The sequence below is a fragment of the Dellaglioa sp. CoH-57-MRSF-22 genome (assembly GCF_056781895.1).
Genome location: NZ_JBXAXT010000001.1, coordinates 137610 through 156274, shown reverse-complemented (window position 1 = coordinate 156274; position 18665 = coordinate 137610). Strand labels below are relative to the sequence as shown.

19 protein-coding genes are annotated in these 18665 nt (G+C 33.9%); 13 read left to right on the top strand and 6 right to left on the bottom strand.

Annotated features, from left to right (window positions below; genetic code table 11):
• The first annotated feature begins 85 nt into the window (after positions 1-85).
• Both AC1RPR_RS00715 and nhaC read left to right on the top strand, forming a co-directional pair.
• Positions 86-1702, top strand: a complete 1617-nt coding sequence (locus AC1RPR_RS00715; RefSeq protein ID WP_481761141.1) for a SulP family inorganic anion transporter — start codon at positions 86-88, stop codon at positions 1700-1702.
• Positions 1703-2099: 397 nt separating this feature from the next.
• Positions 2100-3470, top strand: coding sequence for a Na+/H+ antiporter NhaC (gene nhaC, locus AC1RPR_RS00710; protein ID WP_481760963.1), 1371 nt, complete (start codon positions 2100-2102; stop codon positions 3468-3470).
• A gap of 49 nt (positions 3471-3519) precedes the next feature.
• On the opposite strand, the gene AC1RPR_RS00705 is transcribed toward nhaC, so the two are convergent.
• Positions 3520-4701: an MFS transporter gene (locus AC1RPR_RS00705; protein ID WP_481760962.1), complete on the bottom strand. Its 1182-nt coding sequence runs from the start codon at positions 4699-4701 to the stop codon at positions 3520-3522.
• A 129-nt stretch (positions 4702-4830) separates the two neighbouring features.
• Between AC1RPR_RS00705 and AC1RPR_RS00700 the strand changes: the two genes are divergently transcribed.
• From AC1RPR_RS00700 to AC1RPR_RS00685, 4 genes are all read left to right on the top strand, one after another.
• Complete coding sequence (locus AC1RPR_RS00700; RefSeq protein ID WP_409021715.1) at positions 4831-5196, top strand: winged helix-turn-helix transcriptional regulator; 366 nt, start codon at positions 4831-4833, stop codon at positions 5194-5196.
• 139 nt (positions 5197-5335) lie between these two features.
• Entirely contained in the window at positions 5336-6073 is a 738-nt protein-coding gene (locus AC1RPR_RS00695) for a TerC family protein (protein ID WP_481760961.1), read from the top strand.
• Positions 6074-6091: 18 nt separating this feature from the next.
• On the top strand, positions 6092-6421 hold the full coding sequence (gene trxA, locus AC1RPR_RS00690; protein ID WP_481760960.1) for a thioredoxin: 330 nt from the start codon (positions 6092-6094) through the stop codon (positions 6419-6421).
• Between the two features lie 113 nt (positions 6422-6534).
• Positions 6535-7401 carry an NAD(P)-dependent oxidoreductase gene (locus AC1RPR_RS00685; RefSeq protein ID WP_481760959.1) on the top strand — a complete coding sequence of 289 codons (867 nt, stop codon included), beginning with the start codon at positions 6535-6537 and terminating at the stop codon, positions 7399-7401.
• 48 nt (positions 7402-7449) lie between these two features.
• Here the strand turns inward: AC1RPR_RS00685 and AC1RPR_RS00680 are convergent, their stop codons facing one another.
• On the bottom strand, positions 7450-8196 hold the full coding sequence (locus tag AC1RPR_RS00680; protein WP_481760958.1) for a hypothetical protein: 747 nt from the start codon (positions 8194-8196) through the stop codon (positions 7450-7452).
• A gap of 337 nt (positions 8197-8533) precedes the next feature.
• Here AC1RPR_RS00680 and AC1RPR_RS00675 point away from each other — a divergent pair, with 337 nt between their 5' ends.
• From AC1RPR_RS00675 to AC1RPR_RS00650, 6 genes are all read left to right on the top strand, one after another.
• A complete protein-coding gene (locus AC1RPR_RS00675; protein ID WP_481760957.1) occupies positions 8534-9622 on the top strand; it encodes a DUF871 domain-containing protein in 1089 nt (362 codons plus the stop codon).
• A 108-nt stretch (positions 9623-9730) separates the two neighbouring features.
• The gene (gene crcB / locus AC1RPR_RS00670) at positions 9731-10126 is read left to right on the top strand and encodes a fluoride efflux transporter CrcB (protein WP_481760956.1); all 396 of its coding nucleotides are present in this window, start codon (positions 9731-9733) and stop codon (positions 10124-10126) included.
• Positions 10123-10485, top strand: coding sequence for a fluoride efflux transporter CrcB (crcB, locus tag AC1RPR_RS00665; protein WP_481760955.1), 363 nt, complete (start codon positions 10123-10125; stop codon positions 10483-10485). The genes crcB (AC1RPR_RS00670) and crcB (AC1RPR_RS00665) overlap by 4 nt, the downstream gene beginning before the upstream one ends.
• Positions 10486-10541: 56 nt before the next feature.
• Positions 10542-11411, top strand: coding sequence for a DegV family protein (locus AC1RPR_RS00660; RefSeq protein WP_481760954.1), 870 nt, complete (start codon positions 10542-10544; stop codon positions 11409-11411).
• Between the two features lie 155 nt (positions 11412-11566).
• Complete coding sequence (locus AC1RPR_RS00655) at positions 11567-13021, top strand: ABC transporter permease (protein WP_481760953.1); 1455 nt, start codon at positions 11567-11569, stop codon at positions 13019-13021.
• A gap of 21 nt (positions 13022-13042) precedes the next feature.
• Positions 13043-13702 (top strand): ABC transporter ATP-binding protein, encoded by a 660-nt coding sequence (locus AC1RPR_RS00650; RefSeq protein ID WP_481760952.1) that lies wholly within the window; start codon positions 13043-13045, stop codon positions 13700-13702.
• Between the two features lie 63 nt (positions 13703-13765).
• Here the strand turns inward: AC1RPR_RS00650 and AC1RPR_RS00645 are convergent, their stop codons facing one another.
• The 4 genes from AC1RPR_RS00645 to AC1RPR_RS00630 form a co-directional block, all read right to left on the bottom strand.
• A complete protein-coding gene (locus AC1RPR_RS00645; RefSeq protein WP_481760951.1) occupies positions 13766-14524 on the bottom strand; it encodes an ABC transporter permease in 759 nt (252 codons plus the stop codon).
• Positions 14517-15173: an ABC transporter ATP-binding protein gene (locus AC1RPR_RS00640; protein WP_481760950.1), complete on the bottom strand. Its 657-nt coding sequence runs from the start codon at positions 15171-15173 to the stop codon at positions 14517-14519. The genes AC1RPR_RS00645 and AC1RPR_RS00640 overlap by 8 nt, the downstream gene beginning before the upstream one ends.
• A gap of 152 nt (positions 15174-15325) precedes the next feature.
• Complete coding sequence (locus tag AC1RPR_RS00635) at positions 15326-15673, bottom strand: VOC family protein (protein ID WP_481760949.1); 348 nt, start codon at positions 15671-15673, stop codon at positions 15326-15328.
• A gap of 19 nt (positions 15674-15692) precedes the next feature.
• On the bottom strand, positions 15693-17018 hold the full coding sequence (locus AC1RPR_RS00630; protein WP_481760948.1) for an MATE family efflux transporter: 1326 nt from the start codon (positions 17016-17018) through the stop codon (positions 15693-15695).
• A gap of 311 nt (positions 17019-17329) precedes the next feature.
• Here AC1RPR_RS00630 and AC1RPR_RS00625 point away from each other — a divergent pair, with 311 nt between their 5' ends.
• Complete coding sequence (locus AC1RPR_RS00625; RefSeq protein WP_481760947.1) at positions 17330-18637, top strand: sialate O-acetylesterase; 1308 nt, start codon at positions 17330-17332, stop codon at positions 18635-18637.
• Positions 18638-18665 lie beyond the last annotated feature (28 nt).

The following is an 18665-nucleotide window of genomic DNA, read 5'->3' as shown; positions in this document are numbered from 1 at the left end:
TTTTTATTTGGAAAACGTTTACTTGTTTATTTATATATAAGGTTTATGTTATGCTTTTATGTATAACATAAATAGGAGCATGATGATGATATCAAATTATATTTCAATATTAAAAAACGAGTTTAAAGGTTATAATGCAACAAAATTAGCTAAAGATTTTATGGCAGGTTTAACGGTAGCTGCAGTTGCTATTCCGTTAGCCTTGGCATTTGGTGTCTCAAGTGGGGCAACAGCTGCTGCTGGGTTAATCACAGCCATTGTTGCTGGGATTTTGATAAGTACCTTATCTGGGGCATATTATCAAATATCAGGACCAACTGGAGCGATGGCCGCAGTATTAATGGGTGTTATTGCACAATATGGATTAAAAGGGGTTTTTATTGCTACATTGATTGCCGGAGTGATTTTATTGTTAGCCGGTATATTTAAATTAGGCGTTTTAACGACTTTTATTCCTGCCCCTGTTATTACAGGATTTACATCAGGAATTTCAATTATTATTGCTTTCGGGCAATTAGATAATTTTTTTGGTACGCATTCAAACGGAAGTAGTTTAATTGAAAAAATTGGTAGTTATCCTAGCTTAGGTTTTCAACCTAAGTTGGCAACGACTTTGATGGCAATTTTAGTTGTTATTGCACTTTTTATTTTTCCAAAAAAATGGAATAAAGTTATTCCTGCATCGTTGATTGCAATTATTGTTACTACGGCAATTACAATGATATTTAAATTAGATGTCGCAACAGTTGGCGAGATTCCAACAAGTGTTATCAGTGATGATAGATTACATTTAGGTGCATTAAATCTTCAAACAGTTAAAAATCTAATTATTCCTGGCGCAAGTATTGCTTTACTGGGAATGATTGAAAGTTTATTATGCGGGGCATCTGCTGGTCGCATGACAGGTAAAACCTTAGATAGTAATCAAGAATTAATCGCTCAAGGTATTGGAAATATGATTTTACCATTTTTTGGTGGTATTCCAGCAACGGCTGCGATTGCTAGAACGAGTGTAGCAATTAAATCAGGTGCACAGACGCGATTGACAGGCGTTTTCCATGCACTTGCGTTATTAGTTTCAATGCTTTTATTGGCACCAATCATGTCACAGATTCCTTTATCGGCATTAGCTGGCGTGTTAGTTGTGACTTCATGGCGGATGAACGAATGGTCAGCTATCAAGTATCTCTTTAAAAATAAATTTAAAAGTGCTTTAATTCTATTTTTCTTAACATTAATAAGTACCGTTATTTTTGATTTGAGTACGGCGATTATGGCCGGTGTTTTAGTCGGGATCGTTATTTTTGTGGCTAAGAGTTCTATTTTAGATGTTGTTGTTGAAGATGTTGATTTAAGCAAAGTCGAAACAACACAAGATAGATTAAAAGATGATTGGGCAGTTGTCTACATCACTGGACCACTATTTTTCATGTCTGCGGATCGATTAGATAAGGCACTACAGCCACTTCATGAACGAGATTTAGTTATCTTTTCATTGCGAGGCGTACCATCAATTGATAATACAGCAATGGCTGTTATTCAGGATTTCTATAGTGATGCTCAGACTAAAAATCATGAAGTGATTTTTTCTTCAGTTCAACCAAATGTAATGAGAATGTTTGAACGATCTGGCTTTAAAGATGTGGCTGGGGAAGAAGCCTTTTATTTCTCAGTTGATCGTGTTCTAAAGGAAATACTATAAGATGTACATTATTGACAAGGATATTTAGGCATGTTAAGATTCATTCAACTTAATAAATAAAAGTTAACACATAAGTAGTCATTTATCTGGGAGTCAGAAAGTTGGTGGTTGATGCGAACCAATCAGGATAAATTAACCAAATACGTTAACGTTATTTTAAACATCGGATAAATATCTAGAACCGTTATCATCTAGTGAGTGAGAATTTGGGTTCTCAATTAAACTGGGTGGTACCACGGCTAGAGTCGTCCCTGATACAATATTTAATATTGTATCAGGGACTTTTTTTGTCCAGAAAAGGAGTGTTAAAAATGAAAAATATAAATTGGGGTCAGTTTCGATATCAAACTTTTCATGATAAATACTAGAATCGACTAAAAAATAGGAGTGTTTACTAATGAAAAATAAATTATCGTTTACAGAAGCAGCAAGTGTTTTAGTAGTAATGTTGATTATTATGGGATTTGGTGTAATTAAGTTTGGGTTATCACCTCAAACACCAGTTATGTTAGTGATTGGGTTGTTAATTTTATGGGCTAGAATTCGTCATTTTTCATGGGATGAGATTCACGCGGGTATCAAGGATGGAATGAGTACAGGGTTAATTCCCATCTTTATTTTTATTTTGATTGGCTCATTGATTGCGACTTGGATTGCGGCAGGAATTATTCCAACCTTAATGATTTGGGGATTTAATCTGATTAGTGTTCAATTCTTTGTGCCTTCCGTTTTTATTGTCTGTGCTATTATCGGATTATCAATTGGGAGTGCCTTCACTTTAATTTCAACTGTGGGTATCGCACTATTCGGTATGGGGATGACGATGGGGGTTAATCCTGCACTAGTGGCAGGAGCAATTATTTCAGGTGCTATCTTTGGGGATAAAATGTCTCCCTTATCAGATTCAACGAACTTAGCAGCTGCCATTGGAGAATCTGATTTATTTAAACATATTAAAAATATGATGTGGACAACAATTCCTGCTTTTGTAGGATCTTTAATTTTATATTTCATTTTGGGAAGTGGTAGTATGGCAGCAAATATGGATAAAATCAATCATACGATTTCAATTTTATCTAGTCACTTTTCAATCACAGCTTGGGCGGCATTACCAATTATCTTAATGTTTGTCTGTGCCTGGTTAAAAATTCCAGCTATTCCAACGTTATTTATCAATATTGGTGTATCGTTAGTTATGTTATTTATTCAAAAACCATTTACGAGTTTACAAGATGTTGCGGCGTTGATTCAGTCAGGATTTGTTTCTAAAACTGGAGATGCAAATGTGGATATGCTGTTAACACGAGGTGGCGTTTCAAGTATGATGGGAACCGTGTCATTAATAATTTTAACTTTAACGTTAGGCGGCTTACTAATGAACTTCAATATTATTGAAGTCGTTATGGAACCTTTAGTTAAACGTTTAAATTCATCTGGTAAATTAATTACGGCAACTATTTTTGCTGGAATTGGAGTTAATTTATTTGTTGGAGAACAATACTTATCAGTTATTTTACCTGGAAAAGCGTTTAAACCCGCTTTTGATAAATCAAAATTAGATAATTTAGCCTTAAGTCGTGCACTTGAAGATGGCGGAACAGTGATTAATTACTTAATCCCTTGGGGTGTAGCTGGTGCGTTTGCAGCAAGCACGTTGGGAGTTCCAACGCTAGACTACTTACCATTTGCGTTCTTTAGCTTACTATCGCCTGTCTTTTCAATCATTAGTGGTTGGACGGGAATCGGGTTACGTGCAAAGAGAGCCTAATAAAAACGGGTCACAATGAATTTTATATTCGTTGTGACCCGTTTTTTTGTTATTTCTCATTCTTATTGAGTGTAATTAAGTACATTGTCATGAAGATGGCGATTAAAACCATGACTGTCCCAAAAAGTGGCGTCATACCTAATCCGAGATTAGAAACAACTTGTCCACCAATTAAAGAGCCTAACGTAATGCCAATATTGAAAGCAGAAATATTTAGCGACGATGCTAAAGTAATATCTTTAGGGGTATATTTTTCAGCTAATTGAACAACGTATAGTTGTAATCCTGGAACATTCATAAAGGCGAATAGTCCTAAGGCCATAACGGTTAATAAACCTAGAATTGACATTTTAGCAGTAAAGAAAAGGATAAATAAGACGACTGCAAGTCCGATAAACATTTTTAATAATGCTTGGAGCGGATTATGGTTTGCTAAACGGCCGCCAATCGTATTTCCAAGGGCAACCATCAATCCGTAGACGATTAAAATGATAACAACAGCACTTTCACTGTAACCCATTGAAGTTTCTAAGAGTGGCGTAATATACGTATAAACAACGAATGTCCCACCGTAACCTAAGGCGGTTAATGATAACGTAATCAATAGATATTTGTTCTTAAGGACACGGATAAAACCATGCGCATCAGATTTTCCAGGAATTGGTAAACCATTTGGTACGAGGAAAAAGTTGGCGATTAAACCAATTAGTCCAATGATACTAATAAAAATAAATGATCCATGCCAACTAGTATGTTGACCAATAAATGTACCTAAAGGAACACCGGTTACAGTTGCAACGGTTAAACCAGTAAACATGACTGAAATAGCACTAGCACGTTTTGAAGGTTCAACAACATCAGCCGCAATAACGGAAGCGATTGTCATGAATATACCGTGAGACAATGCAGAAATAATTCGACCAATTAATAAAATTGAAAAAGTTGGTGCAAATGCTGCAACTAAATTACCAACGATAAATAACGCCATGATACTTAAGAGTAATTTTTTTCGATCAAATTGGCCAGTTAAAATAGTTAGAACGGGTGCACCTATTGTGACACCGAATGCATATAATGAAACGCTAAGTCCTGCCTGACTTAATGAAATACCAAAATCTTTGACTAATAAGGGGATGAGCCCAACGCTAATAAATTCTGTTGATCCGATTGCGAAAGCACTAATAGCCAATGCTAAGAGTGTTAGGGATGGTGATATTTTTGGTTTTTCCATAAGTTTGTAAAGCCTCCTTGATTTTTGTTGGAATAATGCTACAATTTATGATTATACGTGTACGCAACAATAAGACAATAACGTACTAAAAAGTGCTATAGGAACTTTTTAGTGCCTATAGGAGGAAGAATGGAAGATAAAACATATAATATTGGTGTTGAAGCGACTTTAGAAGTCATTGGCGGAAAATGGAAAACAATTATTTTATGCCATTTACGTGGTGGAAAAAGAAGAACTAGTGAGCTGAAACGTGCAATTCCGAAAATAACCCAAAAAATGTTAACGCAACAATTACGTGAATTGGAAGCCGATGGGATTATCTCTAGACATATCTATGAACAGGTACCACCAAAAGTAGATTATCAATTGACTGAATATGGTGAGTCTTTGAGTACTATATTAAATAAATTGTGTGTTTGGGGCGAAAAACATGTTGATCGGTTAAATGAGCAAGACCAACATGTTGTTTTAATGAATCGAGATAAAGTGTCATAACTGTCATTATTGATTGCTATTCGAGAAATGTAGCTGGCAGTTACTGTTGTTCATATGTTATGGCATAATCTGGTAATTGCTGTATAATAATCATTTACAGTTATTTATAAAAATTATTGAAAGAAAGTATGAGAATTAAATGTTAGCAAACTTATATGGACCATTTTTTGATCTAAACAATTGGAAAACAGTTGTCGAATCAAGTAGTGATTGGATAATTATCCTATCATTAGCAGTAATCGAATGCTTATTATCAGTGGATAACGCAATTGTATTAGCTGCACAAACACAAAAATTACCAAGTAAAAAAGAACAAGAAAAAGCATTATTTTACGGATTATGGGGTGCATATATTTTCCGGTTCATCATTATTGGAATTGGAACATTTTTAATTGATTTCTGGGAAATTAAAGTAATTGGCGCTGGGTATCTTATTTACCTATCAGCCCATTATTTCTTTTCAAAAATTAAAACGCCAAAACCTAAATCAGAGAAAAAAAGTAATGGACGAAAAGGTCCATTCTCATTGTTTTGGTCAGTTGTTATTTCAATTGAGATGATGGATATTGTTTTTTCAATTGATTCTGTCTTAGCATCGTTAGCAATTTCGACAAATCCAGTCATTGTTTTAATCGGTGGGATGTTTGGAATTTTAGCCATGCGTGGGATTGCGACATTGATTATGAAGTTGATGAAGGTTGTTCCGGAGTTAGAATCAATGGCTTACTTGCTAATCGCATTAATTGCGGTGAAGTTATTCCTTTCTATCCCTCAAATTGGTATCGAAGTTTCAGCAGTACTTTTTGCTGGAATTGTTTTTGGGGCTATTATATTAACGACTTTAATTCATATGTATAATATTCAGAATAAAAAATAACGAAACGAAGGCGATAAAATGGTCACAAAAGTAACAGATAAAACGCTCGCGGAACATACAGATTCCGGATTAACAATTGTTGATTTATGGGCTCCTTGGTGTGGTCCATGTCGTATGATGGAACCTGTTATTGATGAATTAGAACAAGAATTCAAAGATGATATGCAATTTGTAAAGTTGAATATTGATGAAAATAAAGAAACAGCATTGGAATATGATGTCATGAGTATTCCGAGTTTTCTATTATTTAAAGATGGCAAAGCAATTGAAAAAGTTGTTGGTTATCATGATAAGAGTAAATTTTCAAAGTATTTAAGTGAAAAAGTTGCTCAAAATAAAGCAGTATAAATAAAATCCCACTACAAATTTTGTAGTGGGATTTTATTTTAGGCTTAACTATTATTAATGGCAGTCGTAACCTTAAAGGTGCATACTAAAGAAAATTATAAAAGGAGATTATTATGAAAAAAATTGGGTTTATTGGAACGGGCGTTATGGGCTCAGCAATTGTTAGTTATTTATTGAAAGCGAACTATGAAGTAACCGTGTTTAATCGAACCAAATCAAAGACAGATGACTTAGTTAGCCAAGGGGCAATATGGGCTGATTCGCCACAATTGGTTGCGGCTAAAAGTGATATTATCTTCTCGATGGTTGGTTTTCCTGCAGATGTAGAAGCAATATATTTTGAAGAAAATGGTATTTTTGCTGGTGCTAAAAAAGGCGCAATTGTAGTTGATATGACAACAAGTACACCAACACTAGCGAAAAAAATTGGTGATTACGCGGAAACTCATGAGTTGTTTGCGTTAGATGCACCTGTTTCTGGTGGTGATATTGGTGCAAAGAATGCGAAGCTAACAATTATGGTTGGTGGACACAGTGATGTATATGAACAAGTGAAACCTATTTTTGAAAAGATGGGAACAACAATTGCCTTGTTTGGTGGTTATGGATCAGGCCAACATGTAAAAATGGCTAATCAAATTATGATTGCTGGAACAATGACCGGAATGACTGAGCTGTTAGTTTACGCTAAGGCAGCAAACTTAGACTTGGAAAGTGTCATTAAAACAGTTGGCGGGGGAAGTGCAGCAAATTGGAGTTTAGACAATTATGCGCCCCGAGTTTTAAGTGATGACTATACACCAGGATTCTTTGCAAAACATTTTCTTAAAGATTTGCGTATTGCATTAGACGAAGCAGAAAAAATGAATATTAATCTACCCGCAACAAAAGAAGCTAAAGTACTATATGAAAAATTAGTTGATGAAGATGGATTAGGTAATGACGGTACACAAGCATTAGTTAAATTGTGGTGGAAATAAATAAGTCGATACAACTAATAAATAAGACCATTTCAATATGAGATAGTCTTATTTATTTTTGATGATTTTAACCAGCCAATTTGTAATAAGTAATAAAAACAGCATCAAAATAGTAATTAGACCAATAGATAAGGCAAATTTTGATAGTAGAGTCATCATTAAAGTCTGGTGATTAAATAGAGTTAAGAAATAATAAAAGATAATGATTAAAAGTGCTAATAAACTGAATCCAAGACCAAATCCTTTTCTATCTGCTGAGCTTAAATCAAAACCACCAATTGTAATAGATGTTGTGATTAACAACCACAGGATAAGTCTTAATGACCAAGATTGAAATAACGAGGTGAATAGGTTAAATAACGATTGAGTATTAAATGCTTGGTTAACTAGCATTGTTGATAGTAGATTAAAAGAGTGAGGTAGCAGTAGAATAAAAAGGCCAATAATTACGATTGAACAGCCAATGATGGGCGCAATACCGGCCATTGCTTGTCCAATTTTACCACGCATATTTTTAGGTGAGCTATAACGAACGAATCCAAGTGAGTTATCACCAATTTCGGGATGTGGACGTTTAATTAATTTAACTTCAATGGCGTGAAATCCAAATAAAAAAGCCATTATAGCATGACTTGCTTCATGGATAATAATACCCAATGAACCCAAGTATAATTGTTGATTTAATGATAATTGTTTTTTTGTATTACTGTTCACAGCTGTTAGTAAAAAAGCAGCTACAAGAAGTGGTATAACACTAAGAAAAATCAATGTTATTAGCGTATAAATGGTTTGCATCCTTAAGACCTCCTTCGTGATTAAAATATTAGCACGATTCTTAATATTTAGAAACAAAAAAGAGACTGCTGGGAAGGCAGTCTCTAGGGAGTAAGTTGTAGAGCTAATAAATTAGCTCTCTCTCTCATTACTTTGGAGGAGAAATGAAAAAGTATAAAGGTTAGTTATTTATGTTGTTTTGGGATAAGTTCAATATACAACATGAACCTTAAAATAACCTTAACATTAAGAAAAAATTTAAAAATAATCAAAAGTTTTTTTGGAATGCGCTTTCAATTACATTATATGTCCTTTATAATATTGGTATAGACCTTAATAATATTTAGGAGGAATAATAATGGGAAAATTAGGTATTTCAATTTATCCAGAACGATCAAATTATAATGATGATACAGCATATTTAGATTTGGCATGTAAATACGGGTATAAAAGAGTCTTTACGAGTTTACTCCAAGTGACAGATGGTAAAGATAAGGTATTATCAGAATTTAAAAAGACAGTTGCTTACGCAAATAAACTTGGTATGGAAGTAATGGTTGATATCAATCCTGATTTATTTGAACAACTAAATATTAGTTATCAAGATTTAAAATTCTTTGACGATATGGGTGCATATGGTGTTCGATTAGATTTAGGATTTACAGGTGCAGAAGAAGCAGCAATGACACGCAATCCATATGACTTAAAAATAGAAATAAATATGAGTTCTGGGACTAACTATGTGGATAACATTATGAGTTATTCACCAAAAAGAGAGAACTTATTAGGTTCACATAATTTTTATCCACATGAATACACAGGATTAGAGTATAACTTTTTTGTAGCTTGCAGTGAGAAATTTAAAAAATACAATTTAAATACGGCAGCTTTTGTTAATGCTAAGTCAGCTACTTTTGGACCTTGGCCAACTGCTGATGGACTATGTACATTAGAGGATCATCGACATTTAGATATTGCCACACAAGTTAAACATATGGTGATGACAGATTTAATTGATGATGTGATTATCGCAAACGCGTACGCTTCAGAAAATGAATTAAAAGCAGCATCAGAAGCATTCAACGCCAATTATCCGACGATTAAAATTGAAACGGCAGATGATATTACTGAGGTTGAAAAAGTAGTATTATTTGATAATATTCATAGTTACCGCGGAGATCGTTCAGCGTATCTTTTACGTTCGACAATGACACGGGTTGTGTATAAAGATAAAGAATTTCCTGCACATAATACAAAATTAATTAAGCGTGGTGACGTCTTAATTGATAATGAAGGTTATGGACAATATAAAGGTGAAACACAAATTGCTTTAAAAGAAATGAAAAATGATGGTCGTGTAAATATTGTTGGGCATATTATAGATGATGAATTATTCTTACTCGATTTTTTGAAACCATGGAGTCAATTTAAACTAAGCCAAGATTAGCCTAAATGGATCACTAGATAATTTCTAGTGGTCCATTTTAATTTGGTATTAACTAGATAATTCGGTAAAATGAAGTAGTAAATGTAAAATTGATAAGAAGGTCATAAAATGAATTATATAATTGTTGCATTGTTTGCTTTTTTTGGTGGAATAAGTCGGTACTTACTTGGTTTAACGATTATTCAACCAAATGGATTCCCACTGGGGACATTAATGATTAATGTCGTAGGGTGCTTTATTTTGGCGTTCTTAGTTCAGTATATTGAAACAACCGAAAAAGTCCCAGATTGGTTAACTTTGGGGATAAAAACAGGTTTTATAGGTGCTTTTACAACGTTTTCAACATATAGTTTGGAAGCTGTAAAGTTAATAGAGACGCAACAATGGGGCTATGCACTCATCTATGTGTTAGTAACGATTATAGGTGGACTTTCCATGACATTACTTGGTTATTCATTAGGCAATCGGATTGGAGATTGGCGAATGGAGAGTGAACGTTCATGATGACACTATTAGTTGGGATTGGCGCTGCAATCGGTGCTATGTTAAGATATGGGATAACAAATTTAAGTAATCGATATCTAACTGATCAATTTCCAGTTGGAACGTTATTAATTAATCTGATAGGTAGTTTTATTTTAGGTCTTTTAACAGGAATTAATTTATCTAGTCCGATGTTAGTCTTACTTGGTACTGGAACAATGGGTGGTTTTACAACCTTTTCAACGTATAACTTTGAATTGGTTAAATTAATTAAAAGCCAAAAAATATCGTTATTCATGATTTATTTATTAGCTAGTTATATTGTTGGTGGCTTGATGACACTGTTAGGATTAGTTATTGGTCGCCAAATGGTTAGTTAAATTAAAGTATTCGAGCATAATGTGTGATAGGATAGTAAAAATAGGGATGTGAAATAATGAAAATTGCTGTATTAACGGATAGTTCAGCTTATCTTACAGATGAGATTGTTGAACAATTAGATATTAAAGTAGTAAATAACCCAGTATTATTTGGAAATCATGTCTATCATGAAAATGCCGATTTAACGGCAACTCAATTTTATCAATTATTAAAAACAGAAGATGTTTTACCAACAACTTCCCAGGTATCGATGGGTGAAATGGAAGAAAAATTTAAGGCACTTGCTGCTGAAGGCTATACAGATGTTATTTGTATCCATTTATCATCAGGTATTAGTGGATTAGTTGGTAATCTTGAAGCTTTCGCATCATCTGTTTCGGCCATCAATGTGCATGTTTTTGATTCGAAAATTGATTGCGCGGGGATGGGTAACATGGTTCAATTGGCTGCCACATTAGCTAATAAAGATAAAAACGTTATGGAAATACTTGAAAAGTTAGCCGAATTAAGAGAAACAACACGGGTTCTTTTTGTTGTTGATGATTTAAATCATTTAATGAGGACCGGTCGTTTATCAAATCATTCAGGTTTTGTTGGAAACATATTGAAAATTAAACCGATTTTAACTTTTGATAAAGAAGGTAAAATCGTTGCTATTGGTAAAGAACGCAAAATGAAAAATGCCTATTCTGAAATTAAAGCTCAATTCTCAGAAGCAACACGTTCACTTGATTATCCAGTTCAAATTAATTTAATTGATGCGAATAATCCGGAACTTCAAGCTGAATGGGGACAAGACTTGAGAACTAGTTTTCCTAAAATGAAATTTGAATCGGGTTATATTGGACCACTTGTCGGTGTTCACACAGGTGAAAAATGTTTAGGATTAATCTGGTCGAGAGATTGGAAAAGTCTAATAGATTAAATAAAGAAAACGGTTTTATTATGAATTATTATTCATAATAAAACTTTTTTTTGTATAACAAACGAAAATGTTCTGATAATATTCAAAAATAATTCATAATTATTAGCTATGCTTATTCTTATCAAATAATTTAAGAGAATATGGAGGTAATAAATATGAATTTTTTTAAACGTGCTTTATTAAATCTTAAAGCAAAAAAAGGACGATCTTTTTTACTTGTATTAGTTATGTCAGCTATTATGTTATTCGTTTTAGCAGGATTAATTATTCAAAATGCAGCAACAACTGCGGCAAATGATGCGAAGAAGAGTGCGGGTGCAACGGTGACATTATCAGCTAATCGAGATAAAGCTTTTAGCGAGATGAAAACTTCAAGCTCAAAAACCACTAAACCATCATTAAACTTAGCTGGGGTAACAGTCGCAACAGCTAAAAAAGTTGGTGCATTAAGCAATGTGAAGAGTTACAGTATCACCACTTCAACTACAGCTAATGCTTCTTCATTTGATGCCATTAAAACAACATCGACCTCAAGTCAAAGTGGTGGGATGGGCGGCAAGAAAATGGCAACTTCTGCAACAACGGGTGATATTTCTATTTCCGGTGTAAGTTCAACGGCTAGTGCACTAAATACTAGTGGTGCCAAAATTACAAAAGGTCGTGGTTTAAATTCGAGTGATTTAAATACTAAAAACGTTGTGATTGAATCAGAACTTGCTTCTACTAACCATATTTCTGTGGGCAATACAATTACAATGAAATCAACTGGTGGTACGAAGTATAAAGTTGAAGTTGTCGGTATTTATAAAGCTAGTTCAACTAGTTCTACAAGTATGGGTGGGCCAGGAGCTACTGATCCATCAAATACTATTTATACAGCTTACACATTTGCGAATACTTTAAAAGGTAGTAAGTATAAAGATACGGCCGATTCAGTTGTGTATACATTAAGTGATCCAGCCAAGTCAGAAACTTTCACAAAAGCAGCTAAGAAATTAATTAACACATCTAAATTTTCAATGTCAACAAACGATAGTACTTATCAATCAATGCTGACACCATTGAATAATGTTAAGAGTTTTGCCCAAAAAATTGTTCTATTAGTCGCAGTTGCAGGAACTATCATTCTTGCCTTAATTGTTATTTTAATGATTAGAGAACGTCGCTATGAAATTGGTGTCCTCCTATCATTAGGTGAAAAACGTTGGAAAGTTATTGCACAATTCTTTGTTGAAATGTTTATGGTTCTACTCGTGTCATTAGTTGTTGCCGGAATTGGTGGGAAATTCGTTGGTAATGCAGTAGGTGATCAATTGATAAGCCAACAAACAACGACATCTACAACAGCTACAACTTCAAATGATATGCAAGGTGGAGGCGGTGCGCCAAGTGGTACTAAAGGTGGACAATTTGGTGGAACAGATCCAAGTGGTATACCAGGGCAGTCAGCGACAACTAAATCTGAGAAATTAAAGAATCTAAGCACAACTGTAAGTATCAAAGATTTGGCAGAATTAGGTGGTATGGGTCTGGCAATTATCTTTATCTCGATTATGTTAGCATCGTTAGGTATTTTACGACTTGAACCCAAGAAAATTCTGATTTCATAAATAATAGAAAGGAGTGATTAAATGATTGAAATTAAAGATGTCGCGTATTGGTATGAAAATAAGGATAACCCCTTATTTGAAAAGGTTAATTTAACTTTTGAAAGAAGTAAATCATATGCAATTGTCGGTAGTAGTGGCTCAGGAAAAACAACATTTCTCTCACTAATTGCTGGTTTAGATAAACCAAAATCTGGAGAAATTATATATGAAGGTGAGGCAATCAATAAAATCGGATTAACTCATTATCGAAATAAAGATGTCTCGATTATCTTCCAATCCTATAATTTATTTACTTATATGTCAGCGTTGGAAAACTTAATGACTGCGATGGACATTACCGGAGCAACACATGCTGGTGATAAACAATATGCCTTTGATATGTTGAAAAAAGTTGGTATTGATGAGGATATGGCTAAGAAGAACGTTCAACATCTTTCTGGTGGGCAACAACAGCGAGTCGCTGTTGTCAGAACGATGTGTTGTGACGCACGATTAGTCGTAGCTGATGAACCGACCGGTAATTTGGATGAAGTTAATACGAAAGAAATTATTGAATTACTTCAAGATTTAGCTAAATCACAAGATAAATGTGTCATCATTGTAACGCATGAACCAGATGTTGCTAAAATGTGTGATACGCAATATGTATTGAAGGACCGTGAGTTTCAAGTTATAGAGTAAGAAATAGCCATATGTATAAGGAAAACTTATACATATGGCTATTTTAGTTGATTGATATTTAATTTATCGTAGTTGCTTCTTATCATTAAAAAATTGTTTATATGAAAGATAACAAACACTAATTGATGAGATACTTGTTGCTGAAAGTAACATGAAAGTGACCATGATTTGGTATTTAATCGCAAAGACAGGATCAACACCGGCGAAGATTAACCCAGACATCATTCCAGGTAAACTAACGATACCAACCGTTTTAGCTGAATCAATAGTAGGCGACATCCCTGTTTTGATACTTTCACGGATAATAGGGTATGCTGCTTGTTTGAGATCTGCACCGAGTGCTAGTTTTTCTAAAATCTGTTGGCGTTGATCACGGAAATTACTGTTAAGGTTACGGTAACAAAGACCAATCGCAACCATTGAATTACTAGCAATCATACCAGTAATTGGAATAATTTGTGAAGGAATAAATTTAAGCGTTCCAGCTAGTAGTAAAAGGCCAAGTGTAACGGACGTACTACAAAAAATGGCAATGAACGAAATACGAAAACTATGTGGAATTCCTGCGCTTTTTTTATGTGCACTATACGCAGCGTTAAAGAAAACAATGAACATCATAACTAAAGTTAGAATAATATTATTAATATTAAAGACGTACTTTAAAATGTATCCGACGATGACTAATTGGATAATTGCACGAATGACACTATAAATAATATCTTTTGCTAGGCCTAATTTTTCTTTATATACAATTCCTAGTGAGACAAGTACTAATGAAAAAGCGAAAACGAGAGAAAGATTATTAACGGCTAAATTATGCATGTCTAACCTCCGTTATTTTTCCGGCCTCGATATTAATTAATTGATCAGCCAGTTTTATTTCATTATCATCATGAGTAACAGCGATAATAGTGATTTTATTTGAGTCATTTAAACGATTAATTAATGCGTGTATAATGTTTTTACTTTCTGAATCTAAAGCACTTGTGATTTCATCAAGCAGTAAGATTTTGGGTAAAAAGATTAAATTACGAATTAAGGCAACACGTTGCTTCTCGCCACCAGATAGTTCATTTATTGATTTCTGAAGATAACTGCTGGGTAAGCCTACGGATTCTAATTCAGAAATGGCACGAGATTCATCGAAGTCTTGCTTACGAACGATATAAGGAAACTCCAGATTGTCTTTAACGGTTTCGCCGAATAAAACGGGGGTTTGGAAGCAATAAGAAACAATCCGACGATATTCGATTGGGTCATAACTGTCAATTGATTTTTCATTGAACTTAATATCACCAGATGTTCTTGAAATTAAACCAGCGATTAATTTCAAAACGGTACTTTTACCGCTTCCAGATGGACCGGTGATTGTTAAAAAGTCTCCAGGGTTTACTTGAAAAGAGATGTGGTTCAAGATTGATTGGTTACTAAGTTCTAGTGAAATATCTTGTAAATCAATAATAGGTTGCATAGTAGGACCGCCTTTCTGATATAACTCATTTTCAGATTACCATGTTTAGCTGTGGGAATAAAGAAAAGTATTTTAGAGAATCTAAGCATATAGATTTAAAAACCTAATAGTAGTAAAAAAGCTAACATCGCTTAGATGTTAGCTTAGTAAATCTATTTCTGATAACTAATTAATTCGATTATATGCTGATCTGGATCTGAAATTGTAATCGATTGTGCATTTTTAACATCTTGCTTTTCAATCGGGCCAGAGATAATAGTCACAAAATAATTTTTCAAGTGATTTTCCATAGCGGTCATTGAATCACTAACGACGAAACTAAGTGTCATTGGAATAACATTAGTTGATGGCTCAAAAATAATTTTTTGATGGCCAAAATGAACAGTAGGTAACTCACTATTTTCAATCATAGTCATATCAAAAACTTCATGATAAAAACGTAAACTTCTTTGGACATCAGTTACGGGAATTGTGATTGCTTCAAAACGTTTAACTTTCATAAAATAAGAAACCTTCTTTTTATTGTTTTTTAATTTGTTTATTAAAGAAACTGAATAGGAATACAGTACTGATGACGACAATGATTAATTCTGTGACGGGTAAAGCAACCCAAACACCAGTTAAGTTGAAGAAGTGGGCAAAAATAAATAATAAGCCTAGTAGTAAGACATAACCGCGCAAGATAGCTAGAATAAGTGCATGTTTGGGTTCGCCAATCGCTGAGAAAAACATGCTAAACACAACATTAAGGGATGATCCAAATAAGCTTAAGAAGTAGATTGGAATGCCTATTTCAGCATAATGGATTAACTCTTGGTTGTTACTATTATTGAATAATGCAATAATAGGATCTTTTTCAAAGGTCAATGTAAGGTATAAAATTGTGCCAATAATAAAACTAACAATTAACCCAAAACGTAATATTTGCTTAACTTCTGGCCAATTCCGAATTCCAAATTCTCGACTGAGTAAAGGCTGAATTCCTTGGGCAACACCATTAAAAAGTGATAAAGCGACTAAGACGATGTTTGCGATAATTCCATAGGCTGCGACAGCTGTATTTCCCGCTAAACTTAAAATGACAAGGTTGAAAGCAAAAATGCTGACACCTGTACTCATTTCAGTTAGAAAGACAGGGAACCCGAATTGAACAACTTTTTTTATTGTCTTAAAGTGAATAGACGTTCGTTGGAGCGTTAAAAGACGTCCTTCCTTTTTACGATGGAAGGTTAATATAGCTAAAGCAACAATTGGAGAAACAGCAGTTGCCATTGCAGCACCACCCATACCAAGATGTAATGGGTACATAAAAATATAATCAAAAATGATATTGAATAAACTAGATACTAACATGGCAACCATCGATAAATGTGGATTATTATCGTTTCGAATGAAACTTAAAACGAGATAATTACAAGCAAAGAATGGTGCAGCTAGCAAAATATAAGTTAGGTATTCAGCAGCTAATTTGTAAGTTCCTGCGTTTGCACCTAAAAAATAGAGTAAAGGTTTCATGAATAAAAAGCCTAAGACTGAGAAAGCTAGGCCGAAAATAATCCCAACAATTAAAACCTGTGTGAAAATTTTTTGACTCGCTTTTTGATCCTTAATCTTTAAAATAGAAAATAAAGTTGCACCACCAATTCCGAGTAACAACCCGACGCCATTTAATAAATTAAAGAGGGGTAATACAATATTTAAAGCCGCTAAACCAGTTGTTCCAACCGCATTAGCAATGAAATATGTATCTGCCAGAAGATACACAGATAAACCTAAAGTACTTAAAACGTTCCGTGTGACGTAACCTGAAAGTTCACGACGGATAGAAACCGTTTGATTATTCATTTTGAGCTCCTTATCGGTACCTATTTTTTATAATCTTATAATAATGGACAATAAAAAATAGGTACCAACATCCTTCATTAAAAAATGGCCTCTTGGATGTGATAACTATTATTTTTGTAAAACCCGGCGATTTTACACTGTTTTGACTGTCTTTATTCTAGCAACTATTATTCAAAATAGCTAGGACAAACAACTAAATAATAGTCAAAGTAGCTGACTAATCCATTTGATAAAAAGTCGATAGAGGCTTATCTTATGTTATAATTGTAAAGGATACTTAATGGACAGCGACTAGAAAGAAGGGTTTAACAGTGGCAACAACATTGCGATTAGCACCACTATTTACTAATCATATGGTTATGCAACAAGATCAGACAACACGTTTTTTTGGTTATGCAGAACCCAATCAAGAAGTAACTGTAACGATTTCAATGGGCGGTAGCGAAGATACAATTGAAACAGGAATTGCTGATGATACAGGATACTTTTTAATTGAAAGTATCTCATTTTTAGCACCTACAATTGTGACCGTTCTAGTTAAATCAGGAACAGATAAAATAATTTTACGCGACGTACAATTTGGAGATGTATTCTTGATTGCTGGACAATCAAATGCTAACTTCAAAATGGCTAAAGATGATGAATTTGATCATAATAAAACAATGCCAATGATGAATTTACGTTTTATCAATATACCTGAAAAGCAATCAACAGAAGAAAATCCATGGCAAATTGTTGATGAAGAAAATATTGGTAACGTTACAGCATTAGGCTATTATATGGCTAAGAAGGTTCGTCAATATGATGAATACACACCAATTGGCCTTGTATTATGTGCTAAAAATGGGACTTCAGCTGCAAGTTGGGTATCAGAAAGTACACTAATAAATAACGAGACTTTAAAAGCAGCTTATGTTGATACTAAAATTCCAAGTTTAGAAGAATCCGATAATTTATACGATACGATGTTATCACAAGTGGGTCCTTACCGATTTAAATTGTTAACTTGGTATCAAGGTGAACGAGATGCAGGAATAGATACAAAACATTATGGGTTACTTTTGAAAAAATTAATCCGTGAATGGCGCAAAACGCTTAAACAAAATAAATTACCAACTTATATTATTCAGTTACCACAATATAATCATAAGATAGCTAATTCATGGGCTGAAATTCGCGATGCACAACAAAAGTTTGCAGCAACAGAAAATCGGGTTTACTTAGTTACAGCTATGGATGAAGATTCAGCTAACGAGATTCATCCAAGTAGTAAAAGACAATTAGGTTATCGTGTAATCGAATTATATTCTAATTTTGGTAAATTCGATGAAATGCAAACAAGTCCACAATTATCTGAAATTTCAGCTGATGTAAAACAAATGCGTCTTAACTTTTCAAATTGTGAACAACTTGAAACAACAAATGATATTGATTTAAAATGGATCATGCCAGGGGATGTTTTAAAACCTGCAGTGATTGATTTAGGTACAAATGATATCAAGATTCGATTAGAAGAAGAATCAATTGGCTTACAGTATGCATATGCAAATGTAACTTCTGCCGGCTTATGGAACGAAAACCATATTCCAGTTAGTCCTTTTAAAATCTACTTTGATTAATCTTAATAAGTTCTAAATAAAGCAGCCT